The 14,436-nt window shown below is 59.8% G+C and carries 12 protein-coding genes and 2 tRNA genes; 10 read left to right on the top strand and 4 right to left on the bottom strand.

Annotated elements, in window-relative coordinates; translation table 11 throughout:
* Window positions 1-58: 58 nt before the first annotated feature.
* Together NQ018_RS05620 and NQ018_RS05615 are read left to right on the top strand one after the other, a co-directional pair.
* On the top strand, window positions 59-682 hold the full coding sequence (locus NQ018_RS05620; protein ID WP_257059328.1) for a mycothiol-dependent nitroreductase Rv2466c family protein: 624 nt from the start codon (window positions 59-61) through the stop codon (window positions 680-682).
* 115 nt (window positions 683-797) lie between these two features.
* Entirely contained in the window at window positions 798-1,271 is a 474-nt protein-coding gene (locus NQ018_RS05615; protein WP_257059326.1) for a ribose-5-phosphate isomerase, read from the top strand.
* Between the two features lie 118 nt (window positions 1,272-1,389).
* Here the strand turns inward: NQ018_RS05615 and NQ018_RS05610 are convergent, their stop codons facing one another.
* Complete coding sequence (locus NQ018_RS05610; RefSeq protein WP_257059324.1) at window positions 1,390-2,211, bottom strand: DUF1542 domain-containing protein; 822 nt, start codon at window positions 2,209-2,211, stop codon at window positions 1,390-1,392.
* Window positions 2,212-2,381: 170 nt separating this feature from the next.
* A complete protein-coding gene (locus NQ018_RS05605; protein ID WP_257059323.1) occupies window positions 2,382-2,606 on the bottom strand; it encodes a hypothetical protein in 225 nt (74 codons plus the stop codon).
* Window positions 2,607-2,847: 241 nt separating this feature from the next.
* Between NQ018_RS05605 and NQ018_RS05600 the strand changes: the two genes are divergently transcribed.
* From NQ018_RS05600 to NQ018_RS05580, 5 genes are all read left to right on the top strand, one after another.
* Window positions 2,848-2,919 (top strand) — tRNA-Gly (locus tag NQ018_RS05600).
* Between the two features lie 495 nt (window positions 2,920-3,414).
* A tRNA-Pro gene (locus NQ018_RS05595) sits at window positions 3,415-3,488 on the top strand.
* An 89-nt stretch (window positions 3,489-3,577) separates the two neighbouring features.
* Window positions 3,578-4,966, top strand: a complete 1,389-nt coding sequence (gene tig / locus NQ018_RS05590) for a trigger factor (protein ID WP_257059320.1) — start codon at window positions 3,578-3,580, stop codon at window positions 4,964-4,966.
* Between the two features lie 321 nt (window positions 4,967-5,287).
* Window positions 5,288-5,884: an ATP-dependent Clp protease proteolytic subunit gene (locus tag NQ018_RS05585; RefSeq protein WP_257038547.1), complete on the top strand. Its 597-nt coding sequence runs from the start codon at window positions 5,288-5,290 to the stop codon at window positions 5,882-5,884.
* Window positions 5,885-5,915: 31 nt separating this feature from the next.
* The gene (locus tag NQ018_RS05580; RefSeq protein WP_257038546.1) at window positions 5,916-6,530 is read left to right on the top strand and encodes an ATP-dependent Clp protease proteolytic subunit; all 615 of its coding nucleotides are present in this window, start codon (window positions 5,916-5,918) and stop codon (window positions 6,528-6,530) included.
* A gap of 216 nt (window positions 6,531-6,746) precedes the next feature.
* Here NQ018_RS05580 and NQ018_RS05575 read toward each other — a convergent pair whose 3' ends face one another.
* Window positions 6,747-7,556, bottom strand: a complete 810-nt coding sequence (locus NQ018_RS05575) for a hypothetical protein (protein WP_257059319.1) — start codon at window positions 7,554-7,556, stop codon at window positions 6,747-6,749.
* Window positions 7,557-7,593: 37 nt separating this feature from the next.
* Here NQ018_RS05575 and NQ018_RS11605 point away from each other — a divergent pair, with 37 nt between their 5' ends.
* Window positions 7,594-10,068: an aminodeoxychorismate/anthranilate synthase gene (locus NQ018_RS11605; protein WP_257059317.1), complete on the top strand. Its 2,475-nt coding sequence runs from the start codon at window positions 7,594-7,596 to the stop codon at window positions 10,066-10,068.
* Window positions 10,069-10,263: 195 nt separating this feature from the next.
* Window positions 10,264-11,544 (top strand): ATP-dependent Clp protease ATP-binding subunit ClpX, encoded by a 1,281-nt coding sequence (gene clpX, locus NQ018_RS05565; protein WP_257059457.1) that lies wholly within the window; start codon window positions 10,264-10,266, stop codon window positions 11,542-11,544.
* Between the two features lie 99 nt (window positions 11,545-11,643).
* Here clpX and NQ018_RS05560 read toward each other — a convergent pair whose 3' ends face one another.
* Entirely contained in the window at window positions 11,644-12,369 is a 726-nt protein-coding gene (locus tag NQ018_RS05560; RefSeq protein ID WP_257059454.1) for a TetR/AcrR family transcriptional regulator, read from the bottom strand.
* Window positions 12,370-13,262: 893 nt separating this feature from the next.
* Between NQ018_RS05560 and NQ018_RS05555 the strand changes: the two genes are divergently transcribed.
* Window positions 13,263-14,240, top strand: coding sequence for a malate dehydrogenase (locus NQ018_RS05555; protein ID WP_257059314.1), 978 nt, complete (start codon window positions 13,263-13,265; stop codon window positions 14,238-14,240).
* Window positions 14,241-14,436 lie beyond the last annotated feature (196 nt).

The following is a 14,436-nucleotide window of genomic DNA, read 5'->3' as shown; positions in this document are numbered from 1 at the left end:
GTGAACACGCTCACATGCCCACCGGCACGGCAGTGCAAAAGCACCTATGGTGGGACCCATGACTACTCACACAACTGATTCCTCCAATTCCGCGCAGGAAGTGCGCTTCTATTTTGACGTCACCTGCCCCTTCGCGTGGGTCACCTCCCGCTGGATCAAAGAGGTGGAAAAGGTACGAAACATCAAGGTCACCTGGGTTCCGATGAGCCTGTGGGTGCTCAACGAAGGTCGCGAGGAACTCCCCGCCGACTACAAAGAGAAAATGAAAGCTGCCCGCCTCCCAGCGTTGGTCATGGCGCAAATCGCCACCGAGGCTCCCGAAAAGCTCGGCGACTTCTACACCGCCTTAGGAACGAAGATCCACAACGAGGGAAACAAGGATTTCCCAGCGCTTATCGACGCCACCAAGGCCGAACTCGGCATCGAAGCTGGTGGGGATCCGGATGCTTGGGAAGAGGCGCTGCGCAAGTTCCACCAGGGAGCAATCGACGCGGTGGGTGACGAGGTGGGCACACCCGTGGTGCAATTCGGCGACACTGCTTTCTTTGGCCCCGTGATCACTCGCATCCCACGCGGCGAAGACGCCGGCGAACTTTTTGACGCCTCCGTGCGCCTTGCACAAAACCCCTACTTCTTTGAGCTCAAGCGCACCCGCACGGAATCACCGCAGTTCGACGCCTAGAAAGGCGAGGGCTCGAGTTCCTGCTTGGGCATGTACTCGTGCGTGCCCTGCGGGGGTGTCTGGGGGTCTCAGCTCACCCCACATCCCGTAACCGGCTTCCGCTAAGGTGTGGGGTATGCGTGTTTACCTAGGTGCGGACCATGCTGGGTTCGAAACAAAAAATGCAATTGCTGAACACCTCAAAGCTCAGGGCCACGAGGTTATTGACTGCGGCGCCCACACTTATGACGCCGAAGATGACTACCCTGCCTTCTGCATTGAAGCCGCAAGCCGTGTGGTAAACGACCCAGGCTCACTGGGTATTGTCCTCGGCGGTTCCGGCAACGGCGAGCAGATCGCCGCGAACAAGGTCAAGGGCGCGCGCTGCGCCTTGGCGTGGTCTGAGGAAACTGCCCGCCTGGCGCGCGAGCACAACAATGCGCAGCTCATCGGTATCGGCGGCCGCATGCACACCCAAGAGGAAGCGCTGAAGATCGTGGACGCCTTCCTGGACCAAGAGTGGAGCAAGGCAGAGCGCCACCAGCGCCGTATTGACATCCTCAGCGAATACGAGCGCACCGGCATCGCCCCTGAACTCCCTGCTGAATAGGCGCCTGGTAGCGAATTTGTTGCGGTACTACGAGAGCCGCTCCCCACAATCGAAACTGAGTAATCAGTTGCCGGAAGTGGGGAGCGGTTTTTCTGTTCAGGTGCGGGCTGAATAAGAGCTAGAAGTCAAATCCGCCAAAGTCGCCGAAGTCAAAGCCGCCGCCGTCGCCACCAAAGTCGCCGAAGTCAAAGCCGCCGTCGCCACCGGCATCGGCGTCAACTGCACCCATGTCTCCCATGTCACCTGAATCTGCGGCGTCGGTGCCCGCTGCCTCGAGGCCGTCTTGGTAGCCATCCCCGTAGCCTTGTTCGAAGGCCGCCGCGGAGTAGCCAACGCCGCTCATGCCGCTGAACAGGGCAGAGAACAGGAACACGGAGCCCGCGGTCCACATGCCGGTACGCAGTGCCTGCTGCCACCATGGCTCGGAGTACCAGCCTGCAGGGACGGGGCGTCCCGCCACCATGCCGCCTGGGTAGTAGTTCGGGGTCTGTGAGGTGGCGTGTGGGGACGCGGAGACTTGGCGCCCTTCCACATCAATGGTGCGGGATTCGGTCACTTTGCCGGCTTGGCGTTGGCCCTCAAGGGGTGGGATTTCGGGGCCGATTGGCATGCCCATGATTTCCCGGGCTGCATTGATGTAGTGCAGGCCCTCGAGTGCCGATTCGCGGGCAAGCTGAGCCTGGCGCACAGTCTGGGCGGTGGAGATTTGCGAGGAGGCTGCGTTGTAGCGCTCGGAGGCGTCGGCGATTGCTTGGGTGGAGGCGGCGTCGTTACCAGCCAGGCTCAGTACCTGGGAGCCTAGGCGATCGATCCAGCGGCGGGCGTCTGCGATTGCGTCTTCGAGTTTTGCGGTTTCTTGTTTCTTGGAATTGCCGCCTGCGCGGGACACCAAGAACACTAGACCGCCAACTACGAGGGCGATCAGTAGCAAGCCTTCCATGGCGCTTCATCCTTCATCTTGATATTGGGGCCGGTGGCAAATTTTGCCATCACAGTGCCTAACGGGCCGGTGAAAGATTTAGTTCCATCGAAAAAGCGCAGTGGCCAAGAGTTGAGCTGAACAACTCTTGGCCACTGCTTGTAAAGGGCTTGATGTACGAGCCCTTGCGTTTAGGGCTGTGGTTCGAACTGCTTATTGCTGCGCGCATCCACCCACTGCTTTACCTCCTCGGAGTCCCACAACGTTAGGCCGTGGAACTTCCCAACGGGGGAGGGAGCTCGTCCGCGGCCGGCGTAACTGGTGAACGTGCCCCGAGCGGTGCCAGAGAATGCTGCACAATCGACGGCCGTCCAGAGTTCACGCCCAGTTTCTGAGTCAATGATCTTCGGCGTCATACCTTTCATTCTAAAGGTGAGGGGGTGGTGCAGCACACTTTGCGCAAGGCGAAAAGCCAGAATCGGGGGTAGGGAAAGCCGTGATAGTGGGTGTGCAATTGATTGCTTCTAGGGGTAAATGGACCGATTCAGCAGGTGTTCAGTAAGCGTTAAGAAGCAATAATGCCAATGACTAAGCAAATGTCCGATTTGCTTTATTGCGGTGAGATTGTCTAGACTTGGTGAGTCCTTATTAGGGCATGGGAATGTCGTATAGTGGCTAATACCTCAGCCTTCCAAGCTGAAGACGCGGGTTCGATTCCCGTCATTCCCTCTGGTCAAAGGCTCGTCTCGTGGAAACGTGGCGGGCCTTTTGTGTTGCTTGGAATTGATTTCGTCTGTTTGTGTATCAGTTGGATTTTGCACCTATTGCGTGGATATGCCACATGTCAGATCTCCCGTGAAGCCTCTTGAGCTGCAACTTTGCTATGAAAAACTTTTTCAACGGGGGTAGCGCTTTTGTGTCCAAACGTGCCGTAAAAGGGTGTGTCACCATCCTGACTCCCATTCTCAACCGACTCCGACAAGAGGTGAGAGCCGGAAGCAGACGCCGGGGCGTCGGTACGCGCAGCGTTGTCCTTGAATACCCTCACTATGCTGCGGGTTTTGAATTCTTTTGCCGTCTCCGTATAGTTATCGCTCGGAAGGTGCCAAGGCCCTGGTCCCGAAGGCCCTTCCGGCAGTATGATTACGGTTTGTTCAGAGCGCGTTTTTCCAAAACGGCTGGCAATATGTAAACTGCTTACGAGCCCCAACGAGGGATCGGAAACGGGACGTGGCGCAGTTTGGTAGCGCACCTGCTTTGGGAGCAGGGGGTCGCAGGTTCAAATCCTGTCGTCCCGACGAATGTCCCTCCACTTTGGAAAGTTTCTTTCAGGTGGAGGGATACGTCATTTCTACGCCAATTATTGATTAGACCAGGAGAAATACTCGTGAAGAGTTCTGTCGAGAAGCTGAACGATACCCGCGTGAAGCTCATCATCACCGTGCCTTTCGATGAGCTGCAGGGTGACATCAACAATGCGTACGCGGCCATCGCCCAGCAAGTCTCCATCCCAGGATTCCGCCGAGGCAAGGCTCCACGCCAGCTTATCGACGCCCGCTTCGGCCGCGGCGCCGTACTGGATCAGGTCATCAATGACATCCTCCCTTCGCGCTACCAGGCAGCCGTTGAGGAGAACAAGCTCGCCGTGATCGGCCAGCCGCAGATCGACGTCACCAAGTTGGAAGACAACGAGCTCGTTGAATTCACCGCTGAGGTAGACGTTCGCCCAGAGATCACCATCCCAGACTTCTCCAAGATCGCAGTTGAGGTGCCCGAGCTCAAGGCTGACGACGAGGCCGTAGACGCAGAGATCGACCGCCTCCGCGAGCGCTTCTCCGAGCTGAAGGACACCAAGCGCAAGCTCAAGACTGGCGACTTCGCCATCATCAACCTCTCCGCTGCAATCGACGGCAAGGAGATTGAGGAGTCCAAGGCTGAGGGTCTTTCCTACCAGGTTGGCGCGGGCGACCTCATTGATGGTCTCGATACCGCCCTGCGCGGCCTCAAGACCGGTGAGTCTGCAGATTTCGAGGCTGAGCTGCAGTTCGGTGAGCACGCTGGCGAGAAGGCAACCGTCACCGTGACCGTTGAGCAGACCAAGGAGCGCAAGCTTCCTGAGCTCGATGACGACTTTGTGCAGGAAGCCTCCGAGTTTGACACCGTTGAGGAGCTGCGCGAATCCGTGACCGAGCAGGTCAAGGAGCAGGCAAAGGCCAACCAGGCTGCCGCCATCCGCGACGAGGTCCTCAAGGCTGCCCTCGAGCAGGCTGAGTTCCCACTCCCAGAAGGCCTGGTGGACGAGCAGGCTCACGCACAGCTCCACCAGATCTACGGGGAGCTGGCTCACAACGACGACCAGATCGACACCCTCCTCGCAGCCCAGGGCACCAACCGTGCTGATTTTGAGGCAGAGAACCGCGAGAACGCCGAGAAGGCCATCCGCAACCAGCTCTTCCTCGACGCTCTGGCCGAGCAGGAGGAGCCAGAGGTTTCCCAGCAGGAGCTCACCGACCACATCCTGTTCACCGCCCAGTCCTACGGCATGGACCCCAACACCTTCATCGCGCAGGTGTCCCAGTCCGGTCAGATCGCTCAGCTCTTCTCTGACGTCCGCCGCGGCAAGGCCCTCGCCATCGCCATCACCCGCACCTCCGTGAAGGACGAGGCCGGCAACAAGGTTGATCCAGCCGAGTACTTTGGTGAGGAAGAAGTGGAAGAGGGTACTGATTCCGCTGAGACCACTTCTGAGGCCACTTCTGAGACCAAGGAGTCTTAAACCTCAGATCTCCAAAAAGGAGCCCTTCGGGGCTCCTTTTTGCTTTTCGCGCTGGTTATGCTGGCCATGCTGCCCATGCTGCGGGGAGCTTGTGCGGTCGAGATTGTTGGGCGTGGCTTTGGGCTAACCGGGTGAACGTCGGCAGCGCGAACGCTGAGAGCGAACAGGGCGGTAGCCGGGAAGCTCTAGGCGGTAATCTGGGTTGCATTGATGGCAGGCGGGCAACCATGCTGTTGAGGAGTTTCGGCACCAGGCCAGGACCCCAACCGCAGCGATTGCCCGCAGTGCCATAGAAATCAACGGCAAATATTTAGGAGCACCATGACTGACAAGATCTTGATGCAGGCTGGCTCAGGTATGAACCTGAGCGACTCCGTGTATGAGCGCCTGTTGCGCGAACGCATTATTTTCCTGGGGACCCAGGTTGATGATGAGATCGCGAATAAGCTCTGCGCGCAGATCCTGCTGCTTTCCGCCGAGGATCCAACGCGTGACATTTCGCTTTACATCAACTCCCCAGGCGGCTCCGTGACTGCCGGCATGGCTATTTATGACACCATGCGTTACTCCCCATGTGACATCGCAACCTATGGCATGGGTTTGGCGGCGTCGATGGGCCAGTTCCTGCTCTCCGGCGGCACCAAAGGCAAGCGCTATGCTCTGCCGCACGCTCGCATTATGATGCACCAGCCTTCCGCAGGCGTTGGCGGTACTGCGGCAGACATCGCCATTCAGGCTGAGCAGTTTGCGCAGACTAAGCGTGAGATGGCTGAGCTGATCGCTGAGCACACCGGTCAGACCTTCGAGCAGATCACCAAGGACTCCGACCGTGACCGCTGGTTCACCGCCCAGCAGGCCAAGGAGTACGGCATCGTTGACCACGTTATTGAGTCCGCTCGCGGCCCGCTGTCCAACTAAGCACACTGCCTAACCAGGAGGAACTCCCACAATGCAAATGCCATCCGCACGCTATGTGCTGCCATCCTTCATTGAGCAGTCTGCATACGGCACCAAAGAAACCAACCCTTACGCCAAGCTCTTCGAGGAGCGCATCATCTTCCTGGGCACCCAGGTGGATGACACCTCGGCAAACGACATCATGGCGCAGTTGCTCGTGCTCGAGGGCCTCGACCCAGACCGCGACATCACCATGTACATCAATTCCCCAGGTGGCTCCTTCACCTCGCTCATGGCGATCTATGACACCATGCAGTACGTGCGTCCCGACGTGCGCACCGTCTGCCTCGGCCAGGCCGCTTCCGCCGCTGCGGTGCTGCTTGCCGCAGGTGCACCGGGCAAGCGCGCGGCCCTGCCAAATGCGCGCGTCCTGATCCACCAGCCTGCCACCCAGGGCACTCAAGGCCAGGTGTCTGACCTGGAGATTCAGGCGGCTGAAATTCAGCGTATGCGTACCTTGATGGAGCAAACGCTTTCCCGCCACACCGGCCGCAGCGCCGAGCAGATCGCCATTGACACCGACCGTGACAAGATCCTCACCGCCGAAGAGGCAGTGGAGTACGGCATCATTGACCAGGTGTTTGATTACCGCAAGCTCAACGGCTAGCACGCTGGATGAACCAAAGGCGCCCCGCACAGTGAGTTGTGCGTGGGCGCCTTTGCGGGTTCCGGGCCAGTGGTGGGCGTGAGCGCAAGCGTTGGTCGATAGCCCAAAGTCGATAGGACGCTGTGTTGGTCGATAGGTCGCACCCCCGGGCGGAAAATCGGGTCCTATCGACTTTTAGCTTTCTACCAACGCGCCCCCGAGCCCAATGCTGACCCCTCACCTCCGCCAAAAGTACGGGGTTGTAGTGGTGATCGGCACTAAGCCTGATTTTTGAAGGATTGGGCGGGAAAACTCGGTGCAGTCCGCGTATAACAAGGCGTGGCTGCGGGCCTCGGCGCGGGCAGCGCGGGTGGCTGTGAGCGCCCGATACAGGCCCTGGCCCCGGTGTGCTTCCAGGCAACCACCTCCCCACACGCCGGCAAAGGAGGTGCCTTCCACGAATTCCACACGCCCCACGCACACGATGTCCCCGCTGCTCAGGTGCCGTACCGCCCAAACCTCCAGCTCGCCTTGAGCACAACCCTTAGCCAGGCGCGCCGCGATGCCCAGAGACTCAGGCGTATCCATCTCAAACACTTGCGAGCTCACCACCATCGCCTGCGTAATGTCCTCGAAGCTGTTCATCTGCTCGATGGCGTATTCGCTAGGCAGCTCCGGCGCGCAAGCGATCACGCTGCTGGTGCTGCCGGCCATCACCGTCTCGGGGTCTTGGCGCACAAAGCCTAAAGCTTCAAGTGCGCCGGGGAGGAACTGGTTGACGTCGTGACCTCGTGTTTTCCACTCAATCTCAGTGATGCTGGGGTCTTGTGTGAGGCTTCGCAGGGCGCCTTGGATGAGCGGGGTTGGGTCGAGGTATCGGGGGAGTTGGCGGTGCGTGATGAAGCCCAGGCCGGCTGCCGGGTCAGCGCCGATCCACAGGGGGCCTTGTTGCCAGCGGTGCGGGAAGGAGCCGAGTTCGGTGTGGGTGCGCAGTTGTTCCTCATAGGCGTGGAGGAGCGTGGCACGGCTAGACGGTGTACTCGGCATGGGAATACTTTAGGTCACAGCCACTAAGGTGACTTGTGTGATCCTCGTTGTTGATAACCATGATTCTTTTACCTTTAACCTGGTGGAGCTTCTGCGGGGGCTGGGAGAGCAGCCGCATGTGATTGCCAACAACGATCCTCTCCCAGACCTCAGCCGTTACACCGCCGCGATCCTCTCACCAGGGCCCGGCCGCCCGGAGCGCCCCGAAGACATCGGCATCAGCACCGCCGTCCTCGCCTCCGGGATTCCCGTGCTCGGCGTCTGCCTGGGCTTTCAAGCGATCGCACATTTCCATGGCGGCACTGTGGAGCTCGCCCCAACCCCGGTGCATGGCTTTGTGGATACCATCACGCACACGGGTTCGCCGCTGTTCGCCGACATCCCGCAGAGCTACGAGGTGGTGCGCTATCACTCGCTCGTTGTGGGCCGCACAGACATGGAAGTGCTAGCCACCAACGGCGAAGGCATCATCATGGCCGGGGTGATCGGCAATCATTGGGGCGTGCAATTCCACCCCGAGTCGATCTGTTCCGCATTCGGCGAGCAGCTCATTGCCAATTTCCTCGCGCTCGCCACTCCCACCTGGCACCGCGAGCGCCGCAACACCCACGCGGACCCGCTGAGTGTGTTCCGGGCGGCGTCGGAAGGCAAAGAAAACGCAGTGCTCCTGGAGTTTGGGGGTGAAGCGATCATCGCAGTTTCCGACGCCCCCAGCGTCACGTTGGACGCAGTGCAGGTGCGGGCGGCAAGGTCCGAGGCGGAGAGAGGTGTGGGGCCTGGTTGGTTTGGCTGCAAGGAATATGAGGGGCGAGAGCGCTTCTTCTATGCCGCGGAAGTGATCGTGATCCGTGAGAGTGAGGTGGAGCTGATCGCCACGCAGGCAGGGCCCTGGTTTACACAGGCCTGGGCAATGATCGAGCATGTAGCGGGCACCAAGTTGGCGTTGGGGCATCTGCGCTTTGGCGCGCTGGAGATGCGGGACACACATGAGCGCTACCTGGAGATGATCGAGCAATGCCAGGAGCTAATCCGCCAAGGGGAAACCTACGAGGTGTGCTTGACTACGCAACTATCCTGCGCCGTTGAGGGCGACCCGCTGGCGGTGTACGCGAAATTGCGAAACGTCACCCCGGCACCGATGCGCAGCTTCCTCCGCCTGGGTGATTTTGCGGTGGCCAGCGTGTCACCCGAGCGTTACCTCAGTATTCGCGGCGTGTGCCCAAGTGGTGGCGCTGGTAGTGACGTTGGTGGTGGCGTTGGTGGCCAAGTGATCTCCAGCGAGCCCATCAAGGGGACCCGGCAGCGCGGGAAAACACCGGGTGAAGACGCGCGCCTCGCCGAAGATCTGGGCAGCAACCCCAAGGATCGGGCGGAGAACCTGATGGTGGTGGACTTGGTGCGCCATGACCTCGCGCAGGTGGGCCGCAACGTGCGCGTGCCCGAACTCTTCGCGGTACGCACCTTCCCAGGGGTGCACCAACTGGTAAGCACCATCGAGGCAGACCTGGAGGCGCCCATCCAGCAGTCGGTGCGGGTGCCGTTTCCCGGTGGGTCCATGACCGGCGCACCGAAACAGCGCACCATGGAGATCATCAACGCATTGGAATCCGGCCCGAGGGGTGTGTATTCGGGATGCATTGGCTGGGTGAGTGAGTTGGGAGAGGCAGACCTCGCCATGGCCATTCGCACCGCCGTGATTCACAATGGGCGCCTGAGCTACGGAGTGGGTGGGGCAATCATCGCGCTCTCGGAGCCAGCCAAGGAATACCAAGAGCTGCACACCAAGGCCCGCCCGCTACTGGAACTCGTGGGCCAACCCTTCCCGGGGGTGGAGGTAGTGGAATCCTTCATTGTGCGAGAAGGGGCGGTGCAGGGCTGGGACCTGCACATTCGACGGCTGCGACGCGGATGCGCCCTCATGGGCATTTCCATCGGTGAGGAAGCTGAGCAGGCGCTGCGCACGCTGCGGTTCCCCGAAGGCACCTGGTGGCCGCGGCTTTCCATGAGCGCTGGCGGATTGCAGGTGACGCTGCGGGAAGTGCCACAACGGCGCGAGGAAACTGTGCTGGGAGCAGTGGAGTGCGAGATCGCACACCCCGAGGTGAAGGGGCCGGAGTTTGCATTGCTCACCAGGTTGCGTCGGAAAGGCGAGCAAGTGTTACTGCGGCGGCGCGCCGGGCTGGAGAGCCGAGGGGTGGAGCTGATCGCCGCGGAGACAACCTCCGGCAGCCTCGTTGCCTTTGACTCCCAGGGGATGGTGGTCATGGATGCGCCGCGGTTGGCGTCGGTGACCGAGGCCCTGGTGCGGGAGATCGCGCAGGCGATGGAAATCCCCGTGCGTGCGGAGGCGCTGACCCTTGGACAGTTGCAGCAAAAGGAGGCGTGGGTGCTGAATGCGGTGCATGGAATCACCCCTGCGCGCTGGGCTGACGGCACCCCGAATCCTGTGAATGCGGAGCGGCTTGAGCAGTTTCGGCGGCGCCTCAAACACTCCGGTTGGCAAGCCGTGTAAAGTACGTATGATTGCTTTGGGGTGATCACGAATAACACCGGGAACAAATCGTGCCTTGACGCGTTGCAGCGATGGAGCGCGTTGGGGAATGGGCATCCGGTGTGGCACAGCTTCGCCGTCCAGAACGCAACCGCAGCCCCAATAAGCCCAAGAAATGGCAGCACACCACACGCCAACAGTGGCAGAAAGATAGGCATAGCACACATGCAGGAAACCGCTGATCTGCTCAAATGCTCATTTTGTGGCAAGAGCCAGAAGCAGGTGAAAAAGCTCATCGCCGGTGGCGGCGTGTACATCTGCGACGAATGCATTGAGCTGTGCAACGAGATCATCGAGGAAGAGTTCTCCAAGGCGGAGCAGGACACCAAGGATACCGGCACGAAGCTCCCCAAACCTTCAGAGATCTCGGCGTTCCTGGACACTTACGTGATTGGCCAGGAGGCGGCGAAGCGCACACTCGCCGTTGCGGTGTACAACCACTACAAGCGCGTGCGCACTGAGGAGGCCCGCGCGGCGTCCGGCCGAAAGCCCAAAGAGGATGAGGCGGAGCTCCAGAAGTCCAACATTTTGCTGCTCGGCCCAACCGGCTCCGGCAAAACCTACCTCGCGCAAACCCTTGCGCGCCTGCTGGACGTGCCTTTCGCCATCGCTGACGCAACTAGCCTCACCGAAGCGGGCTATGTGGGCGAGGACGTGGAAAACATCCTGCTCAAACTGCTGCAGGCCGCAGATTTTGACGTTGCTCGTGCGCAGCGCGGCATCATCTACGTTGATGAGGTAGACAAGATCTCCCGCAAGTCTGACAACCCCTCTATCACTCGCGACGTTTCCGGCGAAGGCGTGCAGCAAGCCCTTCTGAAAATCCTTGAGGGCACCGTGGCTTCTATCCCGCCGCAAGGTGGACGCAAGCACCCCAACCAGGAGTTCATCCAGTTGGATACCTCCAACATCCTGTTCATCGTGGCCGGCGCCTTCGCCGGCCTGGAGAAGGTGATCGAGGAGCGCCGCGGCAAGAAAGGCCTCGGCTTCGGCGCTGAGCTCACCACCAAGCAGGAGCGCGACGAGGTGGACATCTTCAAGGAAGTCCACCCTGAGGACCTGGTGAAATTCGGCCTAATCCCAGAGTTCATCGGCCGCCTACCGATCGTTGCCACCGTCAGCAACCTGGACCAGGCATCGCTGGTGAAGGTGCTTACCGAACCGAAGAACTCCCTGGTGCGCCAGTACCAGCGCCTGTTTGAAATGGATGGCGTGGAGCTGGTCATCGAGCAAGATGCCCTCGAGGTTATCGCTGACCAAGCTCTTGAGCGTGGCACCGGTGCCCGCGGCCTTCGCGCCATCGTGGAGGAGCTGCTCCTGCCGGTGATGTATGACATCCCGGACCGTGAGGACGTCGCCCAGGTTGTGATCAATGCGGCCGTAGCCCGCGGCGAGGCCGAGCCGCAGCTCGTGGAGTTTGAAGAAAAGAGCGCGTAACCACGCCCCAAGGTTCCCTTAATTCACCAGGTGAAGGATGGGGCGCGGTGGGAGGGGCTAAAAAAGAGATCCTCCGGGCTTTCGCCCGGAGGATGAAGTTTATTCAAATGGGTCCGCGCCGATTTCGTAGAAGCCGTCGCCGTCGTGAGACAGCGGGTCCTCGGTGACGTCGCGGGTGACCAGATAGCTCACGCTTTCCGTGGACTTCAGATTGCTGGTGAGAAACGCCAGGACGGTGTCCACCACCAGGCGCTTCATGCCCTCGGTGTTTTCCTCATCCATGTAGTCCATGCCGTAGAGGTGCATGGTGGTGTAGCGGGCGTTGATGCGGAAGTGCGCTAGGGAAGCGATCAGGGTGAAAATGTCTTGGGCGGCAATACCTGGGCGGAAGGCGCCGGAGTCCTGACCAACCATGAGTAGCTTGTCGAGCTGGAGGAACGTGGGGGACTGGTCGAGGAGCGAGTTGGCGTCGCTCATCGTGCCGTGGTGGTGGATGTTTTCGATTGCCAGCAGGCGGGCTGCCTGTGGATGATCTATGTAGCAACCGAACACGGCCTCCACTACCTTGCGGATGCCTTCCACCGGCACGTTGGAGTCAATTTGCATCTCTAATGCGGTGGGGCGCAGAAGCTGGATAGCACGGATGATGCACTGGTTGTATAGGCCGCGCTTGTCCCCAAAGTGGTAGTGAATCATGCGCTTAGACATCCCAGACTCCCGCGCGATCTCCTCCAGACGCGTCTTTGCAAACCCCAAGGAGGCAAACGACTGCAGCGCGGTTTCCAACACTGCTTCCCGGGTTGCCTCAGAGGGCGCGTCATCCATGCCGGTCTGGGCACTGCCCTTTGCACCAAACGCAGCAGAGGAATCCTCCTGCCCCTTAACTTGAGCGGGGAATACGGATCCAGTCCCGGATTCGGACTCGAGGTTTGAGTTTGGGTCTACTCGTTGTTCTGAAAAGCGCACGGATCAATCAATCCTTTTTAGTCAAGAGCTTTCTATCTTTGGTTGTTGCGGTGTGCTTGCCGGAGCTGAGGTAGGAATCTCAAGGGCTGCGTTGAGCGAAAAGCGCGAATTACGAAATCCTTGGGACCTACCGTGTGAAGTTTTGATGGGAACATTCCCGGAATTGCTGCACGCTCGGTGGAGCGTGCGGTTCCTTGACGGCCTTGACTTTGGAAAATGAGGCGCAGGAACCACAACGCCAACCATAGACGAATTTTTGTCTTGCACATACAAAGGGCATCTATTCGTGCCCTACTGGCGCCTTTTGGGGGTGAAGTGGCACGGAATTTCAGGAAAAAAGTCACAACACTTTTGGAAAAGTTTGTTTTGTGTCCGAATGAGAGGGGATTCACATGTGATTTTTCTCCTTATCGTTTCTACCTGCGAAAATGCATACTCGGGCGGAAAAGAAACGTGAGGCACGATACCCTAGGGGCAACGCTTTGACGCGGCTCACTCAGCAACATGGCGTGCGCTTTGTGCGGGCGTTTGCGTGAAAAACACCATACGCACACTTCCCCCAAAAGTGCATAAAAATTCGCGCAGTGAATACCTACACGGTGACTCCCGAAGTAAACCTTGCAGTGAACCTTGCAGGGAACCGCAGTGAACTACGGTGGACCACGGTGGAATACGGTGGGCCGCAGTGAAGCAGGAACTACATCAGCTAGGCGCCCACAATCCCGGGGGCCAGAACACACAAAGGTTGGAACATGACTGAAGTTGCCAAGAAGGTTGTTGTTACCGGCGCCGCCGGCCAGATTGCTTACTCCCTCCTGTGGCGTATTGCTAACGGTGACGTCTACGGCAAGAACGTTCCCGTCGAGCTTGAACTCCTGGAGATCCCCGCTGCCACCCAGGCTGCTGAGGGCGTGGCCATGGAGCTGCTGGACTCCGCATTCCCTCTGCTGCGCGGCATTAACGTGACTGACTCTGCAGACAAGGCTTTCGACGGCGCCAACGCTGCTTTCTTGGTCGGTGCGAAGCCGCGCGGCAAGGGCGAGGAGCGCGCTGACCTGCTGGCTGCGAACGGCAAGATCTTTGGTCCACAGGGCAAGGCAATCAACGACCACGCTGCGGACGACATCCGCGTGCTCGTGGTGGGCAACCCTGCGAACACCAACGCGCTGATCGCAATGCACGCAGCACCTGACGTACCAAATGAGCGCTTCAACGCCATGATGCGCCTGGATCACAACCGCGCGCTCAGCCAACTGGCCACCAAGCTTGGCCGCGCAACTACGGAGTTCGAGCAGGTTGTGGTGTGGGGTAACCACTCCGCAACCCAGTTCCCAGACATCACCTACGCCACTGTTGGCGGTGAAAAGGTTGCTGACCTGGTGGATCAGGACTGGTACCTCAACGAGTTCATCCCACGCGTTGCAAAGCGCGGCGCTGAGATCATCGAGGTCCGCGGAAAGTCCTCCGCAGCTTCCGCAGCCTCTGCCGCTATCGACCACATGCATGACTGGATCAACGGCACCGAGCAGTGGGTCTCCGCGGCTATCCCATCCGACGGCTCTTACGGCATCCCAGAGGGCATCATCGTGGGTCTGCCAACTGTCTCCCGCGCTGGCCGCTGGGAAGTTGTCCAGGGTCTCGAGGTTTCCGACTTCCAGCGTGAGCGCATCGACGCCAACGTCAAGGAGCTCCAAGAAGAGCGCGAGGCCGTTGCTGACCTGCTGAAGTAGGCCAATCAGGCCGTGATTAGGCCTGTGAGCTATGGGGCGTCCCCTGAGGGGCGCCCCTTTTTGCGTCGGTAGTGAAATCCTAGGAGCCCAACGGCGCCGACGTGCTGGGCTCCATCCCCGGGCCGCCCCCATCACCGCCGAGCTGGATCCTGTGCCCGATCCCGAACCCGATCCTGATTTGCCCAGCCGGTTAAGA

This window comes from Corynebacterium kozikiae (assembly GCF_024580965.1).
In the GTDB taxonomy this organism is placed as follows: domain Bacteria; phylum Actinomycetota; class Actinomycetes; order Mycobacteriales; family Mycobacteriaceae; genus Corynebacterium; species Corynebacterium kozikiae.
Note: the sequence above shows the minus strand (reverse complement) of the source record. Positions and strands in the feature narration are given on the sequence as shown.